This is a genomic window from Nostoc sp. UHCC 0251, from assembly GCF_034932245.1.
Lineage (GTDB): Bacteria > Cyanobacteriota > Cyanobacteriia > Cyanobacteriales > Nostocaceae > Nostoc.
Window position 1 is genome coordinate 1 of sequence record NZ_JAYGHD010000082.1, and the last position, 17919, is coordinate 17919.

At 43.3% G+C, this 17919-nt stretch carries 17 protein-coding genes; 12 read left to right on the forward strand and 5 right to left on the reverse strand.

Translation table 11 applies throughout. From position 1 onward, the window contains the following. The first annotated feature begins 160 nt into the window (after positions 1–160). Together VB740_RS11920 and nblB are read left to right on the forward strand one after the other, a co-directional pair. Positions 161–625, forward strand: coding sequence for a CBS domain-containing protein (locus VB740_RS11920; protein ID WP_323200214.1), 465 nt, complete (start codon positions 161–163; stop codon positions 623–625). Between the two features lie 106 nt (positions 626–731). After that, positions 732–1397: a phycobilisome degradation protein NblB gene (gene nblB / locus VB740_RS11925; protein ID WP_323200215.1), complete on the forward strand. Its 666-nt coding sequence runs from the start codon at positions 732–734 to the stop codon at positions 1395–1397. Positions 1398–1496: 99 nt separating this feature from the next. Here nblB and VB740_RS11930 read toward each other — a convergent pair whose 3' ends face one another. The 3 genes from VB740_RS11930 to cbiT form a co-directional block, all read right to left on the reverse strand. Next, a complete protein-coding gene (locus tag VB740_RS11930; RefSeq protein ID WP_323200216.1) occupies positions 1497–2123 on the reverse strand; it encodes a PEP-CTERM sorting domain-containing protein in 627 nt (208 codons plus the stop codon). Between the two features lie 813 nt (positions 2124–2936). Continuing rightward, complete coding sequence (locus VB740_RS11935) at positions 2937–3818, reverse strand: phosphatidate cytidylyltransferase (RefSeq protein ID WP_323200228.1); 882 nt, start codon at positions 3816–3818, stop codon at positions 2937–2939. A 247-nt stretch (positions 3819–4065) separates the two neighbouring features. Continuing rightward, on the reverse strand, positions 4066–4668 hold the full coding sequence (gene cbiT / locus VB740_RS11940; RefSeq protein ID WP_323200217.1) for a precorrin-6Y C5,15-methyltransferase subunit CbiT: 603 nt from the start codon (positions 4666–4668) through the stop codon (positions 4066–4068). 94 nt (positions 4669–4762) lie between these two features. Here cbiT and VB740_RS11945 point away from each other — a divergent pair, with 94 nt between their 5' ends. Continuing rightward, positions 4763–6166 (forward strand): serine/threonine-protein kinase, encoded by a 1404-nt coding sequence (locus tag VB740_RS11945; protein ID WP_323200218.1) that lies wholly within the window; start codon positions 4763–4765, stop codon positions 6164–6166. A 291-nt stretch (positions 6167–6457) separates the two neighbouring features. Beyond that, positions 6458–6631 (forward strand): twin-arginine translocase TatA/TatE family subunit, encoded by a 174-nt coding sequence (tatA, locus tag VB740_RS11950; protein ID WP_094348761.1) that lies wholly within the window; start codon positions 6458–6460, stop codon positions 6629–6631. Between the two features lie 56 nt (positions 6632–6687). Here the strand turns inward: tatA and cphA are convergent, their stop codons facing one another. Next, positions 6688–9393, reverse strand: coding sequence for a cyanophycin synthetase (gene cphA, locus VB740_RS11955; RefSeq protein ID WP_323200219.1), 2706 nt, complete (start codon positions 9391–9393; stop codon positions 6688–6690). A gap of 171 nt (positions 9394–9564) precedes the next feature. Continuing rightward, a complete protein-coding gene (locus VB740_RS11960; protein ID WP_012412065.1) occupies positions 9565–10428 on the reverse strand; it encodes a cyanophycinase in 864 nt (287 codons plus the stop codon). A gap of 538 nt (positions 10429–10966) precedes the next feature. On the opposite strand from VB740_RS11960, the gene trmD reads away from it, so the two are divergent. The 8 genes from trmD (at position 10967) to argH (ending at position 17878) form a co-directional block, all read left to right on the forward strand. Further along, positions 10967–11710, forward strand: a complete 744-nt coding sequence (trmD, locus tag VB740_RS11965) for a tRNA (guanosine(37)-N1)-methyltransferase TrmD (protein WP_323200220.1) — start codon at positions 10967–10969, stop codon at positions 11708–11710. Between the two features lie 38 nt (positions 11711–11748). After that, on the forward strand, positions 11749–12234 hold the full coding sequence (gene ispF, locus VB740_RS11970; RefSeq protein WP_323200221.1) for a 2-C-methyl-D-erythritol 2,4-cyclodiphosphate synthase: 486 nt from the start codon (positions 11749–11751) through the stop codon (positions 12232–12234). Positions 12235–12287: 53 nt separating this feature from the next. Next, entirely contained in the window at positions 12288–12800 is a 513-nt protein-coding gene (locus VB740_RS11975; RefSeq protein ID WP_323200222.1) for a hypothetical protein, read from the forward strand. A gap of 9 nt (positions 12801–12809) precedes the next feature. Beyond that, positions 12810–13409: a PIN domain-containing protein gene (locus VB740_RS11980; protein WP_323200223.1), complete on the forward strand. Its 600-nt coding sequence runs from the start codon at positions 12810–12812 to the stop codon at positions 13407–13409. 24 nt (positions 13410–13433) lie between these two features. Continuing rightward, entirely contained in the window at positions 13434–15218 is a 1785-nt protein-coding gene (locus tag VB740_RS11985) for an ABC transporter substrate-binding protein (protein ID WP_323200224.1), read from the forward strand. Between the two features lie 51 nt (positions 15219–15269). Beyond that, positions 15270–16058, forward strand: a complete 789-nt coding sequence (gene larB / locus VB740_RS11990) for a nickel pincer cofactor biosynthesis protein LarB (RefSeq protein WP_323200225.1) — start codon at positions 15270–15272, stop codon at positions 16056–16058. 107 nt (positions 16059–16165) lie between these two features. Next, entirely contained in the window at positions 16166–16375 is a 210-nt protein-coding gene (locus VB740_RS11995) for a hypothetical protein (protein ID WP_323200226.1), read from the forward strand. A gap of 117 nt (positions 16376–16492) precedes the next feature. Then, the gene (gene argH / locus VB740_RS12000; protein WP_323200227.1) at positions 16493–17878 is read left to right on the forward strand and encodes an argininosuccinate lyase; all 1386 of its coding nucleotides are present in this window, start codon (positions 16493–16495) and stop codon (positions 17876–17878) included. The last annotated feature ends 41 nt before the right edge of the window (positions 17879–17919 follow it).

The window sequence follows — 17919 nt, forward strand, 5'->3', positions numbered from 1 at the left end:
ATGCCCAATGCCCAATGCCCCATGCCCAATGCCCAATGCCCAATGCCCCATGCCCCATGCCCCATGCCCCATACCGTAACAATCTATTAATTGCATCAGGTTGAGTCCCGCAATTTTCTACAATAAGCGCATGGACTTTGATAAAGGTGTCAATAAATAAATGCCTAAAACCGTTGCCGATGTGATGAGCCGCGATCCAATTGTCGTCCGGCCAGAAACTCCATTGAATGAAGCTATCCAAATTCTTGCAGAACGCCACATCAGCGGATTACCTGTTGTGGATGATGTTGGTAAATTGGTGGGTATTATATCAGAAACCGATTTAATGTGGCAAGAGACTGGTGTTACTCCACCTGCGTACATCATGTTTCTTGATAGCGTTATCTATTTAAAAAATCCTGCTACATACGAACGTGATTTGCACAAGGCATTAGGGCAAACCGTTGGGGAGGTGATGAGTAAAAACCCGATCACTATTTCCCCTGATAAAACTTTAAGGGAAGCCGCTACAATCATGCACGATCGCAGCGTTCACCGATTGCCAGTACTTGACGGCACGGGTCAAGTAATTGGTATCCTCACTCGTGGTGATATTATTCGGGCAATGGCAGCAAGTCAAGATTAGTCAGTTGTCATTAGTCATTGGTCATTAGTCAAGAGTTTTATGACACTTGGCTGTTGTGTTGACTTTTGACTCTTTTTTTACACCTTTGAAAATCAAGGATAACTAAATGAGTATTACTTCGGAGTCTGTTAAGCAATTGCTAAGTTCTGAGGATTTAGGCGATCGCTTACGTGCAGTAAATCAAATCCGCCAATTGGAACCTGCGATCGGCTTTGAATTAATTCAAAGTGCTATTGGCGATAGCAATTCTCGTGTCCGTTACTCGGCGGTGAGCCAAATGGATACACTTGGAACACAAGATTTACAGTTATCCTTGGATATCTTGCGCGATCGCTTGCTTCATGACTCAGAAGTAGATGTACAAGCAGCAGCAGCAGACTGCTTAGGCGCTCTGAAGTTACATGAAGCTTTTGAAGACTTGCAGCACCTTTACCATACAACTACTGAATGGCTAATACAATTCAGTATTATCGCCACATTAGGAGAGTTAGGCGATCCACGAGCCTTTGAACTACTCAAAGAGGCGCTTTCATCAGAAAACGAATTAGTCCAAACTGCTGCTATTAGTTCTTTGGGTGACTTGGGAGATGTACAAGCAGTTCCTCTATTGGCCCCCTATGCTACTAATCCAGATTGGCAAATTCGTTACAGAGTTGTACAAGCCTTGTCTCGTTTGGGTGGTGCAGAAGCCAAATCTATATTACAAACTCTGGCTGATGATGAAGTAGAAGCGATCGCAACTGAAGCGAAACAATCTTTGCAATCAGCTTAAGTCTACTTACACTAAAAAGTTTCACTCTGGTTAGTAAAAAGGTTACATTTCAACCAGAGTGAAAATCAACTTGTTTATAGTGAAAGTAGTCTGTACAAACTAAGCTTTTGCAACTTTACGACGGCGAACTACGGTCATTGAGGCACCGATTAAACCCAGTCCTAGCAGTGTAGCAGGTTCGGGAACAGATGATACTGTGACACCTTTAAAACTTCCAGTAATTGTTGTACCAGCAGTGTATGCAGTACTTACTGCTTCCTCTGAATCAAAGTCAAAAGTAGTGAAATCAATGTTTCCTATTGCCTTACTTCCATCTTCAAAGACTCCGGAGAAATTAAAGCTGATCGTTGCTCCTCCAAACACTGTTCCAAAAGTTGGTGCCAAGACACTGGTTAAAGATAGTTCCTTTGCGCCATTAGCAACCGGATCGAGGTCTATAAACAACGTAGAAGGTCCACCAAGCGGAGTCAAGAAGTCGTAAATATTTCCGAAGGAATCGCCAGAAAAATCTCCTTTTTTGGCACCTAACTCAATTCTTCCTGGATTAGTAAGAAAGTCTACGCCAGTCTTGTGGATGTTGGCTATAGTACCATCTCCGTCAAACGTGAATGAACCAATGTATGCTTGAGCAGACCCCGCAGAGGTAAACAATCCAGCAGTAGCCAAGGGAAGTGCAGCAGCAACAGCTAAAGTTGCATTGAGTAATCTAGATTTAAAACTAATCATTTTTATTTGAGACTCCTAGTAATAACTTTAAATCAAAGCAATTGCTTTACTTTTAATCTCAGTAATTTATGGTAAATACTGTTAGTGAAAGCGAAACTTGCGTGATGTATTTCTTATCTCCATAAAATCACATAGATTTAGAGTCTGCAATATTTACTGAGTAGTCTTCATTACATCTTTAATTACTGAGCCATCTTCATAAAATTTTAATTACTTGTATAACCAATCTTCGTATCTTTTTCATTCCATAACGTTGAATTTGTTCCTAATAGCTTTGAATTTAATCAGATTTACTTCAGTATACTGAATAGAGTTGGTGTTTTTTATTCTTGCAGATTACTCAACTCTTTTTTAAATAAATATAGTAAGCAATGTCTCTATAGCGCTTCGGGGTTTAGTCTAATACAGACCTAACAAGAACAGATCCTTAGCGCTATATAGCAGTAATCATTTGGATGCAGTCTATGCAAGGGGCACAGCAATGCTCATTAGTGCCAACTCAACGTAAAAACAATAGACACAGCTTTGATAGATTGCCTCGTCAAGAGTCTCTGACTGGAAATAGCTAATGACAGGGCTGCCACCCAATACTTTTCGGTTAAGCATTTTTAACTCGGAATCGGGTTTGGGGTAAAGGGTAAAGGGTAAGGGTTAAAGGTTTTTTCTTTCCCTTTTTCCCTTTCCCCTTTTCCCCTTAACCGAGAAGTATTGGGCTGCCACCTCAAAACTTTTGGCAGCAGCCCAATGAAGAGAATTTCCAGCCAGAGGTTGGAAACGAGATTTTAAAGGAGTTTGTACTTAAGTTGAGAACCGTTATAGTAGCGGCAACAGTAGTGTCACAAAATAGTAAACCAAAGGAGCAGTGAAAATATAACTATCAGTACGGTCTAAAATACCACCGTGTCCGGGGATTAACTGCCCAGAATCTTTAACTCCAGCATCTCGCTTGAGCATAGACTCGGTAAGATCCCCCAAAAGACTAGCAATGCCAATTAGTAAACCCAATGCTAAACCACTGAAGGGGGAACTGGGCAAGTGTAGATAATAGGCTCCTGCTATAGCTACAGCAACACTTGAAGTAATGCCAAAGACAGCACCTTCTACAGTTTTTTTCGGGCTAATCTCAGAGAGACGGGTTTTTCCAAAGAATTTGCCAATAGTGTAAGCACCGATATCCGCTGCCCAAATACACAAAAAAGTCAGCAGTGTTGCTGTAAAACCTTGTGCTAAAGAAGCGGAATTTGCCTTTTCCCAGAAATCTGTCCAAGTTGTGGGCCAGTAACCTCCGAAAGGGAGGTTGCTAAAAGCAGCACTATCAATTGCTCGTAATCGCACCCAGTAACTTGGCAAATAACCTACGTAAAATAGCCCCATAATAGAAGCGGAAACATCAGCGATCGTGGCAAATTTAGGCTGAAACAGCAAGTAAAAACAAATAAGTGTGCCAGCAATTGGCATCACAGCGTCAGCTAAACTGCCATCAAGAGTACAAATTACCAGCAAAACTTGGCTGACAACCATAGTCGTTTTAGCTGCGGGAGCGATACCTCTGGCTCGCACCAAATTAAAATATTCCTGTTGACCCAAAAAGATGATAACCGCAAAAATGATGGTAAAGTACCAACCCCCCAAAAGGGTCACAGAGAGAGCAAGAGCGATTGCAACAATTCCACTAATAATCCGAGACCAAGGCATAGAAGTATTAAATATGGGGCATTGGGCATTGGGCATTGGGCATTAGGCGCTGGGCATCCCTTCGACTTCTCTACGAGACGCTGCGCTAACGCTCAGGGCAAGTGGGCATTGGGCATTGGGCATGGGGCATTTATTAATTAGTTATTCTTTCTTCTCCTGCTTCCCCTGCTACCCTTAACTTCCTTATCTCTGTTTCCCCCCTTCCCTTGTAGTCTCTTGCAATGCCCTATGCCCCATGACCCATTCCCTAATCAAGTTTCTCACCACTGAGGATAAAAATGGGATCAACGGCGGTAAAGGTTTGAGAAAAGCCACGCGTCTCTAAGCGGTTAACCGCAGACTGAACGACTTCGATATTTCTAGCCCTTAACAGAGAAAAGCTCTGGGAAATAGCATACAGACTTTCTAGATTAGCAGCTGTAGCTACAACCCGACCGGATGGTGGCAAATAATGCCATGCTGCTTGCAGAATTTCTTGAATGGGGCGTCCTCCCTCGATACAAACACGGTGAGGCGTAACCTTAAGATCATGTAAACACTCTGGGGCGCTACCTTCAATTACTTGGACGTTTTTCACTTCAAAGCGATCGCAGTTACGCTTGATCAGATTAGCTACTTCTTCATCCCTTTCTATAGCGATAATCTTTCCCTTTGGACACAATAACCCCACTTCTACCGGAATTGTCCCCGTCCCTGCGCCAATATCCCACAACACAGAATCTGATTTTAGTCGCAGTTGGGCAATTAACAGCAGTCTAACTTCTCGCTGGCTCAGGGGAATTCCTGGCAAATTTTCAAACAATTCATCGGGAATACCAGGTGTAATATAAGGCCAAAGTTGGGAGGGCATAGAATTACGCAATTATACTAAAGATATCGATTTGCCAAATTGAAAAGCTATAAGCTCTAAAAACTTTTCAAACGTAGCATTATAAGAAACCATAATGATTGGCGAAATATTAGATGAGCGCTATGAAGTTCAGCAGTTACTAGGAAAAAAGGCAGGGCGGCGGACGCTATTAGCTCGTGATTTGCAAACTCAGGAATTAGTTGTCATCAAGTTACTTTCTTTTGGTGACGACTTTGAATGGGATGATTTAAAGCTGTTTGAGCGAGAAGCCGAAACCTTAAAAAACCTAGCACATCCCTTAATTCCACGCTATTTAAACTATTTTGAGGTAAATTTACCAACCATCAAAGGATTTGCTTTGGTACAAACTTATATCCCAGCAAAAACTTTAGAACAATACTTACAATCTGGGCGAACTTTTACAGAAGCTGAAGTCAAACAGATAGCCAAAGCGCTTTTAGAGATTCTTATTTACCTACATGAGCTACATCCGCCTGTAATTCACCGTGATATTAAGCCTAGCAATATTTTATTAGGGGAGCGTTCTGGTAATAATGTTGGTCAAGTTTATTTGGTAGATTTTGGCTCAGTACAGACTGTCCTCGCCACAGAAAGCGGCACAAGAACTGTGGTAGGAACCTATGGCTATATGCCACCAGAGCAATTTGGTGGACGCACTGTTGCAGCCTCTGACCTTTATAGTTTAGGCGCAACCTTAATTTATTTAATGACGGGTAATCACCCAGCCGATTTACCGCAAAAGGATTTTCGCATTCAGTTTGAACAAGCCGCTAATGTCAGTCCCAGCTTTAGCAAGTGGCTAAAGTGGATGATTGAACCCAGCTTAGAACGGCGTTTTAGTTCTGCTACCCAAGCGATCGCAGCTTTAGAGAAACCACAAGCGACAAACTTACCTGCTTTGGTTGTGAGCAAACCAGATGGGAGTAAGATTCAACTAACCAAAAATGGGGATTCTCTAGAAATTATCATTCCACCAGCTGGTTTTGATGCATCAATAGTATTTACAGGTTTATTTGCGATCGTCTGGAATTCATTTATCCTGTTTTGGACGATTGGCGCTCTCTCGGCCCCTTTTCCTGCCAACATCCCCTTTGCCTTGTTCTCAGTTCCTTTTTGGGGTGCTGGCTTGATGATGGTGTATAAATTTTTCTTTAATTTGTTTGGACGCATCTGCTTACGCCTGAATCCAAAACAAATTGCCCTAAGCTGGGAGTTGTTTCGTTGGAAATTTGAGCGTCCCCGGCCATCGGCAAGGCAAAGTGTTAATAAGTTGGTTTATATTCCCAAGCACTTTACTAAAGACTCTGAAGGCACTAGAGTTGCCGTTCCAGCACAATTATATATTTGCTCAGGTGTACAAAAATATCAGATTGGTGGAAACGATGGTGGCATTCAATCCGAAGTAGAACTTGAATGGTTAGCTCATGAATTAAGTGATTGGTTAGGTTTACCAATTACTAATCCAATGGGAAGTTAGTTGAGCAAGCGATCGCTTTCACCAATTGCTTTGCATTCATTCCTTTAACACAGTAGCTATCAGCACCACTAGAAAGTGCAGCAATCACCTTGGTTTGAAAGGTGTAGGACGTAGTTAGCTCAACTCTCGATTACTCAGTTGATTGAGCGCTTGCGTAGCGTCCCACATGGAAGTCGAAATTAACGGCTATGGTAATTTTATTACTAGAATTTACCTTACTTAGTGGCGAACTCATCGGATTTGAGCCATGAATGTCTATATTGAATTACAGATGCCTTAGAGGAAATTTATATGTTTGGACTGGGATGGCCAGAAATAGCTGTAATTAGCATAGTCGCTATTCTAATTTTCGGCCCAAAAAAAATTCCCGAACTGGGAACCGCACTGGGCAAAACCCTACGAGGTTTTAAGGAGGAGATGAAAACTCCCAGCGAGGAAACCAATCAGGAAGAAGAAAAACAATAATTAAAGGAGTCAGAAGACAGGAGTCAAGAAGGAATGTGCTGGCTCCTGATTCCTAACTACAGCAGGGTATTAACAACAGAAGAAGGTGCTATTCCATTTTGGGAATCGATGATAGTTGTGCCAGTATTTTGTTGGTGTGTCTCTTCCTTGGCTAAACCACGCAGCTTAATTAACTTAATCGCGCGAGTAACGCTTTCTGGCAAAATTACCACCAGGCTGTTATCAGGAGCCATGTCTAAGCCTTTATTTATCGCTTGGGTTTCATCCAGAATTGATTCATAGCGGCTATCAGGCTTAACTGAGGTGATGCCTTGAATAATCAACTGGGCGGCTGAACCCCGTAGGCGTCCCCGTGTGTCATCGTCTTCTTTGACGATGATGTAATCAAAAATTTGTGCTGCTAATTTGCCCAAAGTAACAAAGTCTTCATCGCGGCGATCGCCTGGCCCACCAATTACGCCAATCCGTTGCCCTGTAGTCCAGTTCCGAACAAAGGAACCTACAGCTTCGTAACTGGCTGCGTTGTGGGCATAGTCCACCAAAGCGTGGTAGTTGCCTAAATTAAATAAATTCATCCGTCCTGGCGTTTGACTAACTGAAGCCCGGAAGGTCTTCAAACCAGAACGAATCTGTTCAATTGTGACGTTTTGCACGAATGCTGCCAAACTTGCAGCTAAAGCGTTGGCAATCATAAACGGCGCACGTCCGCCCATTGTTAAAGGTATATTTTCTGCTCTTTCTATCCGGTGTGTCCAATCACCTTTAACAATTGACAAATAGCCATTTTCATATACTGCTGCTACACCGCCCTTTTGGATGTGCTTTCGCACCAATTCCGAGTCGGGGTTCATTGTAAAGTAAGCAATATTAGCCTTAGTTTTTTCTGACATGGCGGCGACGCGGCGATCGTCGGCGTTAAGTACCGCGTAGCCATCCGGATATACGGCTTCCGCTACTACGCTCTTGAGGTTAGCTAACTGCTCAATAGTATCTATATCGCCAATTCCTAAATGGTCGGAGGCTACATTCAATACCACGCCGACATTGGCTGCTTCAAAGCCTAATCCAGAGCGAAGAATGCCACCGCGAGCCGTTTCTAGTACAGCTACTTCTACTGTGGGATCTTGAAGGATGACGTGGGCACTTTGGGGGCCTGTGTTATCGCCAGCTTCTACTAAGTAATCACCGATATACGTCCCATCTGTGGTAGTATAACCTACTACTTTGCCAGTCTGTTTATAAATATGTGCTAGTAGTCGGGTAGTAGTGGTTTTGCCATTAGTACCAGTGACACTGAGAATGGGAATTTGGCTAGATTGCTCGTTGGGAAACAGCATATCCATCACTGCGCCAGCAACGTTGCGGGGAATACCCACGCTTGGGGCAACGTGCATCCGAAAACCGGGAGCGGCGTTAACTTCGACAATCACGCCATCTACTTCCCGCAACGGACGGCTAATATCCGTGGTGACGATATCGAGTCCGGCAATATCCAAACCGATAATCTTAACTACCCGTTGTGCTAACCAAAGATTTTCTGGGTGAATTTCATCGGTACGGTCTACGGCGCTACCACCTGTACTCAAGTTTGCCGTTGCTCGGAGATAACAAATAGTACCCTTGGGTGGGACGCTATTTAGGGTATAGCCTTGCCTTTCTAGCAGTTGGTAGCTGGTGCGGTCTAGTTCAATCTTGGTCAGGACGTTATCGTGTCCTTCACCACGATTTGGATCAAGGTTTGTTTCTTCAATTAATTCGGCAATAGTGGATCTGCCGTTGCCAATGACATGAGCAGGAACACGTTCGGCAACTGCTACTACTTTGCCATTTACGACTAGTACCCTGTGGTCGCGCCCTACATAATATCTTTCGACAATTATTGACCGGGAAACCTGTCTGGCAGCTTCGTATCCTGCTTCAGCTTCTTCCCAAGTTCTGATATCAATGGTGATCCCACGTCCGTGATTGCCATCTAGTGGCTTGATGACGATCGGATAGCCGCCAACGTATTCAATCGCTTGTTCCAAATCGTCTAAGAAGTTGATCACCGTACCTCTGGGTACTGGCGCACCAGCGGCAGCGAGAATGCGTTTAGTGGCTTCTTTATCGCAAGCTAGTTCTACGCCGAGAATGCTGGTGTTATCAGTCATTGTGGCCTGCATCCGCTTCTGATTCACGCCGTAGCCTAGCTGAATCAAAAAGCGGGCTTCCAGAGACATCCAGGGAATACCTCTTTTTTCTGCTTCTTTGACGATCGCTTCAGTAGAAGGGCCTAAGGATGCATCACGAACAAAGTCTTTTAGGTCTTGGATATCTTGCTCTAGTTCTGCTTTGGGATAACGGCCTCGATCAACGATACTCTGGCACAGCCGTACTGCGGCTCGTCCAGCGTAGCGTCCCGCTTCCTCATTCTGATACTCGATTACTACTTGGTAAATTCCGGGTGTGGCAGTTTCGCGGGTGCGACCAAAGCCAACATGCATACCAGCTAATTCCTGGAGTTCAAGGGCTACGTGTTCCACGATATGGCCGATCATAGTGCCTTCTTTGACTCGCATCAAAAAACCACCACGACAGCCAGGGGAACAATAATGACCCTCCAGACTCGGCAGCGCCTCAACTAATCCTTCATAAAAGCCAGGGATTTGATTCGAGGGCGTCTCGCCAAGGGTTTCTAGATCGAGGCGCATGACGATCAGTTTGTGGCGTCGAATGCTCCAATAGTTTGGGCCGCGTAAGGTCTGGATCTTGAGGATTCTCATGGGAATAGGTAGATGGAGATTCGGAACCAAAATTCTAGTTTCTTACTGGAATTGACCGCTAAACTGTTCATTGCAAACAGTTTTTTCTTTTTACATGGTATTCTTATCATTTTTCTACGGTAAGAAATGAATGTGCGGTCAACTCAGTGTAACCTCAGATACTCTATCCCGTCAGCTGGAGATTCGGTGTACAGCAGGCAATACAGTGCGCTGGTACAAGTGGAAGCGATCGCCGTAGCTGAGGATATGGAGACGTAAATTATGCACTGTTAATGGTTCATTAGCACCGACATGGGGTTCGTTAGTGTGGGTGGCTTCAGTGGGATCAACAATGGTGACACTGCCTTTACCCATAACTTGTAGCCAACCATCACGTTCAAACACTGCACAAGTATCTTCGTCAATGCCAATACCTAAGCGATCGGGGTGAGCTGCGATCGCACTAATCAGTCGCCCCATTCGATTCCGGTTGTGAAAGTGTTGGTCAACGATTACTTCAGGAATAAATCCCAAACCCGTTGCCATATCGACTAGGGAACGATTTGGCGACTCTCCACTACCGCCGCCGGCAATCATATGATGCCCCATCACTGCCGCTCCTGCACTTGTGCCTGCTAGCGTAAGTTGCCCCGCCCTCACCCGCTGCCGAATAATTTCCATTGCTGGCGTATCTGCCAATACGCCACAAAGACGCAGTTGGTCTCCTCCTGTCAAAAACACCCCACTACAGGCTTCTAAGGATGCTTTGATCTGGGAAGCTTCACACTGTTCCCGTTCGCGGATGTCTAAAATCTCTACCTTCTGAGCACCCATTTCTTCAAAAATGCGAATATACCTACCACCGATGATGGCGGGTTCGCGAGAGGCAGATGGAATAATTGTAATATAAGCCTTACTAGCACCAGCACGTCCAAAAAAAGTTCGTAGGATTTCGCGCCCATGAACTTTATCTTCTGCGCCTCCGATAACCAGAACGGCGGTTTTAGTTGCTTGGGGTGTCCTCATTTCTAGCGATTTAGCTTGTAATTGCGGCATTGTGTTTCTCCTGTCAACAACTTCAGGTGAATTTAACAAGGTTCAGTTGCAGCCATGATTTTTGCGCTTTGCTTCTTTGAGAGGACACTTTTTGGAAGTTTGGAACTGAGTCAGCCACTCTCCAAATTCTCGCTTAACGCTCGCGTTGCCTCAGTCTAAACGTGTTCGTTCCCATTTCTCAAAGCCAGAGCCTTGTTTTTCACCTGTCCACTTGCAGCAGGGCAAAATAGTCTTTAGGGGGCTAGATTCCCCCTCTAGGGCTGGGGACGAGCAGTTAAAACTACGCTTTTTTCTGAGGCTGGATCGATGCATCCTGGAAGTTGTTAACTTGATATGATTATTAATTTAAATGTAGTTGTGACAACATTTAAACATAAATTAAGTAATTAGAAAAACTTTTGATCCCATCTAAAATCCAAGAGACCTGGTAGTTTTAGATACTATTGATAAAGTTTAACTGGAGTTTGACTCGACCTCGGCTTGGCGTTGTTTGCTAGACATCCAAATTTAAGATTAGTGTCCTCGAATACGAATAACTGTGCGCTTTGATATAGTTACACTTTTTCCTGACTGTTTTAACTCTGTTCTCAATTCGGGGTTACTGGGTAAAGCCTTAGCCAAACAGATTGCCCAAGTGCATCTGATTAATCCACGGGACTTTACCACTGACAAGCACCGAAAGGTAGATGATGAACCCTACGGTGGCGGCGTCGGGATGCTAATGAAGCCAGAACCTATTTTTAGCGCTGTGGAGTCGCTGCCGATTCTACCCCGAAGAGAAATAATTTTGATGAGTCCACAGGGCCAAACAATTAATCAACCTCTTTTAAAAGAATTAGCGACAAATTATGACCAGCTAGTGGTTATTTGCGGGCATTACGAAGGAGTTGATGAGAGGGTGCTGCATTTGGTAACTCGTGAAGTATCTTTAGGCGATTTTATTCTGACTGGCGGGGAAATTCCAGCAATGGCTTTGATTAATGGCGTAGTGCGTCTAATACCAGGAACCGTAGCCAAAACTGAGTCCCTCACCGCAGAAAGTTTTGAGGAAGGGTTGTTGGACTATCCCCAATATACTCGTCCTGCCAATTTTCGCGGTTTGAAAGTGCCTGATGTCTTGCTCAGTGGAAATCACGCAGCGATCGCCCGATGGCGCTACGAACAACAAATTCAAAAAACCCGCGATCGCCGCCCTGATCTGCTGGAGAAATGGAAGCAGGGGGAGCAGGGGAGGCAGGGGAGGCAGGGGAAGCAGGGGAAGCAGGAGGAAAATAATTGCTAACTCCTGACAAATGACAAATGACTAATGACTAATAACAAATGACTAAAATTCGTATTGGTAACGGCTACGATATTCATCAACTGGTGAGCGATCGCGCTTTGATTTTAGGTGGAATTCAAATTCCCCATGAACTGGGTTTGTTGGGACACAGTGATGCTGATGTGCTTACTCACGCGATTATGGATGCCATGCTTGGGGCATTATCTTTGGGGGATATTGGTTATTATTTTCCACCTAGTGATCCCAAATGGGCGGGAGCAGATAGTTTAGTACTATTAACTCAAGTACATCAACTGATTCGGGATCAAGGTTGGCAGATCGGAAATATTGACTCGGTAGTAGTAGCAGAACGTCCAAAATTAAAGCCGCATATTCACAACATGCGCGACAAACTAGCGGCGGTTTTAGAATTAGAATCCAATCAAATTGGCATCAAAGCTACTACTAATGAAAAACTAGGCCCCGTTGGACGCGAAGAAGGTATATGTGCTTATGCTGTTGTCTTGTTAGTTGCTTCAGAGTAACTTTTTTTAGCCTCTGATTCAAAGATATTCAAGACTCATTAGGATGAAAATAAATGATTGATAGCATTAAACAAAGCTTAACTTGGTGGGGAATTAGAACCATGCAAGCTACAAACTTAGAAGATGTAGACTTTCCTGATATTGTCGCCCTCGACAAAGAGGGGCAAATTATTCTCATAGCTGAAGTTAAAGGTTTCCCCTTAAAATTTCAAGAAACAAAAGTCCAAGATTATGCTAATTTACGGCTAATCGATTACCTGCAAGCTGCAAAGATAGCGATTCCATTTGCCATGCTTGTCGATGTAGATAAAATTCAAATTTTAAAATGGGATGGCAATAATTTATCAGAGCCAATTGTCTGCTTTAATACTGCTGATGTGTTGAGTCATTACGAGCCAAAATTCCGCGACAAAAGGATATTTAGTCTTTATCTTAAAGGTCTTACAGAAGCTTGGCTACGTGACTTGGCATATCATTGGAAATCGGCAATACCACCTTTCACAAATGAAATGGCAAAAACTGGTTTATTGCAATTAATAGAAGATGGAACAACTGAAATTTATTAATGTTGTGTAGTGATCATTTACGTTGAAACTAATTTCTTGATGAGTATTGCTAAAGGGCAAGATTCACAAGCACAAGAATTACTGCAAAATCCACCATCATATCTACGTATCTTAGTGCCAAGTATTTGTTTTGTAGAATCGTTGACAACATTAGAACAAGAAGAAAAATATAATCTAGATTTCCTCCGAAATTTAGATATACAAATTAATCAAGTAGAGCGAGATAATTCAAGCAATGCACGATTACTGCTGTCTCACCTAGAGCAATCAAGAACTAGCTTTCTTCAAAGAAGTAACGAAGTGAAAGAACGTTTTGACGTAGCTTTTAATCGGCTTATCAATACATCAGAAATAATTACATTAAGTAAAGATATTTTTCGATTAACCTTAAATAGAGCAATTTTTGAGAAGCACATTATAGATAGAATAATCTTGGAGTGTATAATTTTTCATGCTGGCTTACATCCTAATGAAAATAAAGTATTTTTAAGTAGTAATTATAAAGAATTTGGCAGACGTGAAGTTATAGATATTTTACGAGATAGAGAAATCCAGTATTTCAATAAAACCCAAAACTTCCTTGGTTGGCTACAATCTCAATCAAATTAATTACACTACTCGCGTATTGAAAGTATGAAATCTTTTAGAAAAATATTTCTGGCAATTAAATATTTTTGGTTGCCAATAATTCTGACTTCAGCAACAGCACTTACACTTACCGCCTGCAACCCAGCTAACTTCAAAAGCACCGCTGCTCAAGTGCCTCAATTAGTAAGTGCCATTCTCAGCGATCCCAAAACTTTTAATTATCCTCTCAGTCAAGAGTCTCCTAATGTTTTTCCTCTGATTTATGAAGGATTGACAACTGAAAACCCCATAACGGGCGAAATCGAGCCTTCTTTAGCAGAATCTTGGGAAATTTCTGATGACAAATTGCGGTTTCTCTTTACCATACGTCAGGGATTGAAATGGTCTGATGGGCAGCCTTTAACAGCAGATGATGTAGTATTTACCTACAACGATATTTATCTTAATGAAGCGATTCCCGCAGACGCTAGAGATGTGCTACGGATTGGTGAAAGTAGGGCATTGCCAAAGGTACGAAAAATCGATGCTCGACGCATTGAATTCACAACTCCAGAACCATTTGCGCCATTCTTGGGAACTCTAGGACTGCCAATTTTGCCTGCTCATACCCTAGAACCATTTGTCAAAACAAAAGACCAAGAGGGTAAGCCAATATTTTTGTCTAAGTGGGGGGTTGATACTCCTCCAGATCAAATTATTGTTAATGGCCCTTACAAGCTAGAGCGCTATAACACAAGTCAGCGTGTAGTGTTCAGGCGCAATCCCTACTATTGGCGCAAAGGGCCACAAGGAGAATCCCAACCTTATATTGAAAGGATTGTGTGGCAAATTGTGGAATCAACAGATACTTCCTTGCTGCAATTTCGTTCTGGCGGGTTAGATACTGTAGGAGTCTCACCAGAGTATTTTTCTTTACTAAAGGTGCAAGAAGATCAGGGAAATTTCCAAATTTTTAATGGTGGGCCAGCTACTGGTACGACGTTTGTTTTCTTTAATTTAAATAAAGGTAAAAGGGATGGAAAACCCCTGGTTGATCCAATAAAATCGCGTTGGTTTAATACTGTAGAATTTCGGCAGGCAGTAGCCTATGCGATTGACCGACAAACAATGATTAACAACACTTTTCGGGGTTTGGGTAAACCACAAAATTCACCTATTTCCGTGCAAAGCCCTTATTATCTATCGCCTGAAGAAGGTTTAAAAGTTTATAACTACAATATACAAAAGGCGAAGGAACTACTACTAAAAGCAGGATTCAAATATAACGACAAAAACCAATTAATAGATGCTCAAGGAAACCGCGTCCGCTTCTCATTGCTCACCAATGCTGGTAATAAAATCCGTGAAGCAATTGGATCGCAGATTAAACAAGACCTGAGTAAAATTGGTATTCAAGTTGATTTTACTCCTCTGGCATGGAATACTTACACAGATAAGCTATCAAATTCATTAGACTGGGAAGTTTCTATGCTGGGTTTGACTGGTGGTTTAGAACCAAATGATGGGGCTAATGTCTGGTCTCCCGAAGGTGGATTACACATGTTTAATCAGAAACCCCAAGCAGGACAAAAGCCAATTGAAGGTTGGGAAGTGGCTCCTTGGGAAGCAGAAATTGCTAAGTTATATATTCAAGGAGCAAGGGAATTAGACCCAGCAAAGCGGAAAGAAATTTATGCCGAAACTCAAAGGATTACCCAAGAAAATTTACCATTTATTTATCTAGTTAATCCCTTATCAATGTCGGCAGTGCGTAATCGCTTTGAAGGTATCCAATACTCTGCACTTGGTGGCGCATTCTGGAATATTCATGAAATAAAAATAACGGATTAGTCATTAGTTATTAATCAGTGTTTAGTGGCAAGAATAAAGGATAAAGGACTAATGACAGATGAAAAAACCTTGCGATCGCTACTCGTTGCGGTTGCTAATGGTAAAGTTACGCCAGATACGGCATTAGACTCACTTAAAGATTTAACCTATGAATCTGTAGGTGAGTTTGCCAAAATTGACCACCATCGCCAGTTAAGAACAGGTTTCCCAGAGGTGATTTGGGGCCCTGGTAAGACTCCCGATCAAATTGCTCAAATTATGGAAGTGATGCGTCTCCGCAACCCGGTGGTGATGGCAACCCGCATTGAACCAGCAGTTTATACTGTACTGGAATCAAAAGTTAGCGGTTTGCGATATTACGAATCGGCGCGAATTTGTGCGATCGCTCACCTTACCATCGAACCACAATTCGCGGGTGAAATTGGCATTCTTTCTGCTGGGACTGCCGATTTACCCGTTGCTGAAGAAGCCGCTGTAACTGCTGAACTTTCTGGTTTCCGCGTTCAGCGCCTCTGGGATGTTGGCGTTGCAGGGATTCACCGCTTATTAAGTAACCGCCATCTGATTGAGTCCGCATCGGTGTTGATTGTCGTAGCGGGGATGGAAGGCGCTTTACCCAGCGTTGTTGCTGGTTTAGCGAGTTGTCCTGTGATTGCCGTACCCACCAGCATCGGTTATGGTGCAAGTTTTAATGGTTTAGCACCTTTATTGACAATGCTTAACTCTTGTGCTGCGGGAGTCGGCGTAGTCAATATCGATAATGGTTTTGGCGCAGCAGTTTTGGCCGGGCAAATTTTGCGGACTGCCGAGAAATTGCGGTTGGCATCGGCTACATCTTGAGTTAAGACATTGAGGTTATATGCAATATTTCAGTACATAATCAGTAATTTATGTAGAAAATCAACTGATGCTGAAATTTGCCAGCCGCAACCTCTTAATTACCAAATATGAGCCATTACAGCGATTTGATATCTCAGTTATATTGGCATTTGCCTGTAAATTTGACAGCACTACTAGCACAAACAATTACCGACCCAGACCTGATGGGTCAGATGCAAAAATCTTGGAACCACTTTATCCAAACAGGTCAAGTGTGGGCATTGTTGATCGGTTTAGTCATTGGCTATATGATTCGGAATCTAACTAGCTACGGTTAAATCTAGGTGTGAGTGGGGAATAGGGAGTAGGGATTAGGGAAACCAGGAAAATTCTCTTCCTCCTCTTCCTAAATCATCACTCCCCACTCCCCACTCCCCACTCCCCTCATAATATTTATGACTAAAGAAGAAACTTGGAGCCAGAGGTTTGAATCAGCGTTGCATCCAGCGATCGCTCGTTTTAATGCCAGTATAGGTTTTGATATTGAATTAATAGAATATGACCTCACTGGTTCTCAAGCCCACGTCAAAATGCTCGCTCACACGGGCATTATCTCCCCAGAAGAAGGCGAGCAACTGGTTACAGGTTTAGAAAAAATTCGCCAGGAATACCGCCAGGGCAAATTTCATCCTGGTGTTGATGCTGAAGATGTACATTTTGCAGTTGAAAGACGACTGACAGAAATTGTCGGCGATGTAGGTAAAAAGGTGCATACAGCGCGATCGCGTAATGACCAAGTTGGTACTGATACCAGACTCTACCTCCGCGACCAAATTCTACAAATTAAAGGCGAACTACGAGAATTTCAAGGTGTTTTATTGGATATAGCCGAACAGCACGTAGAAACTCTAATTCCTGGCTATACCCACCTACAACGCGCCCAACCCCTGAGTTTAGCTCACCACCTCTTGGCATACTTTCAAATGGCGCAACGCGACTGGGAACGCTTAGGAGATGTTTCTCGCCGTGTGAATATCTCACCCTTGGGGTGCGGTGCTTTAGCGGGAACTACTTTCCCCATCGATCGCCACTACACAGCTAAACTTTTGGATTTTGACGATATTTATGCTAATAGCCTCGATGGAGTAAGCGATCGCGATTTTGCGATCGAATTCTTGTGTGCCGCTAGCTTGATTATGGTTCACCTCAGCCGCCTTGCAGAAGAAGTCATTCTTTGGTCATCAGAAGAATTCCGCTTTGTCACTCTCAAAGATAGCTGTGCCACAGGTTCCAGTATCATGCCCCAAAAGAAAAACCCCGATGTACCAGAACTTGTGCGGGGGAAAACGGGGCGTGTATTTGGTCATCTCCAGGCAATGCTGGTGATTATGAAAGGCTTACCCTTGGCATATAACAAAGACCTGCAAGAAGATAAAGAAGGTCTATTTGATAGTGTCAACACAATCAAAGCCTCTCTAGAAGCAATGACAATTTTGCTCAGGGAAGGCTTGGAATTTCGTACCCAGCGTTTAGCAGAAGCCGTAACCGAAGATTTTTCCAACGCTACCGATGTAGCAGATTATCTGGCAGCACGGGGCGTCCCTTTCCGGGAAGCTTACAATCTTGTGGGTAAGGTGGTAAAAACTAGTATTGCCGCAGGTAAACTTCTGAAAGATTTGAAATTGGAAGAGTGGCAACAACTACATCCGGCATTCGCAGTAGATATTTATGAGGCGATATCCCCCCGTCAAGTTGTAGCAGCCCGCAATAGTTATGGTGGTACTGGCTTTGTACAGGTAAGCAAAGCACTCATAGCCGCCCGCGCTCAAATGAAGCAATAGAGGGAATGGGGAGCAGGGGGCAGGGGGAGCAGGGGGAGCAG

What these genes read in the sequence shown, in the direction of transcription:
- VB740_RS11960 (WP_012412065.1), bottom strand. Translation starts at nt 10,428, where the DNA reads ATGCCGCAATTACAAGCTAAATCGCTAGAAATGAGGACACCCCAAGCA.
- VB740_RS11985 (WP_323200224.1), top strand. Translation starts at nt 13,434, where the DNA reads ATGAAATCTTTTAGAAAAATATTTCTGGCAATTAAATATTTTTGGTTG.
- ispF (WP_323200221.1), top strand. Translation starts at nt 11,749, where the DNA reads ATGACTAAAATTCGTATTGGTAACGGCTACGATATTCATCAACTGGTG.
- argH (WP_323200227.1), top strand. Translation starts at nt 16,493, where the DNA reads ATGACTAAAGAAGAAACTTGGAGCCAGAGGTTTGAATCAGCGTTGCAT.
- VB740_RS11920 (WP_323200214.1), top strand. Translation starts at nt 161, where the DNA reads ATGCCTAAAACCGTTGCCGATGTGATGAGCCGCGATCCAATTGTCGTC.
- VB740_RS11930 (WP_323200216.1), bottom strand. Translation starts at nt 2,123, where the DNA reads ATGATTAGTTTTAAATCTAGATTACTCAATGCAACTTTAGCTGTTGCT.
- tatA (WP_094348761.1), top strand. Translation starts at nt 6,458, where the DNA reads ATGTTTGGACTGGGATGGCCAGAAATAGCTGTAATTAGCATAGTCGCT.
- VB740_RS11935 (WP_323200228.1), bottom strand. Translation starts at nt 3,818, where the DNA reads ATGCCTTGGTCTCGGATTATTAGTGGAATTGTTGCAATCGCTCTTGCT.
- nblB (WP_323200215.1), top strand. Translation starts at nt 732, where the DNA reads ATGAGTATTACTTCGGAGTCTGTTAAGCAATTGCTAAGTTCTGAGGAT.
- larB (WP_323200225.1), top strand. Translation starts at nt 15,270, where the DNA reads ATGACAGATGAAAAAACCTTGCGATCGCTACTCGTTGCGGTTGCTAAT.
- VB740_RS11975 (WP_323200222.1), top strand. Translation starts at nt 12,288, where the DNA reads ATGATTGATAGCATTAAACAAAGCTTAACTTGGTGGGGAATTAGAACC.
- VB740_RS11995 (WP_323200226.1), top strand. Translation starts at nt 16,166, where the DNA reads ATGAGCCATTACAGCGATTTGATATCTCAGTTATATTGGCATTTGCCT.
- cbiT (WP_323200217.1), bottom strand. Translation starts at nt 4,668, where the DNA reads ATGCCCTCCCAACTTTGGCCTTATATTACACCTGGTATTCCCGATGAA.
- VB740_RS11945 (WP_323200218.1), top strand. Translation starts at nt 4,763, where the DNA reads ATGATTGGCGAAATATTAGATGAGCGCTATGAAGTTCAGCAGTTACTA.
- cphA (WP_323200219.1), bottom strand. Translation starts at nt 9,393, where the DNA reads ATGAGAATCCTCAAGATCCAGACCTTACGCGGCCCAAACTATTGGAGC.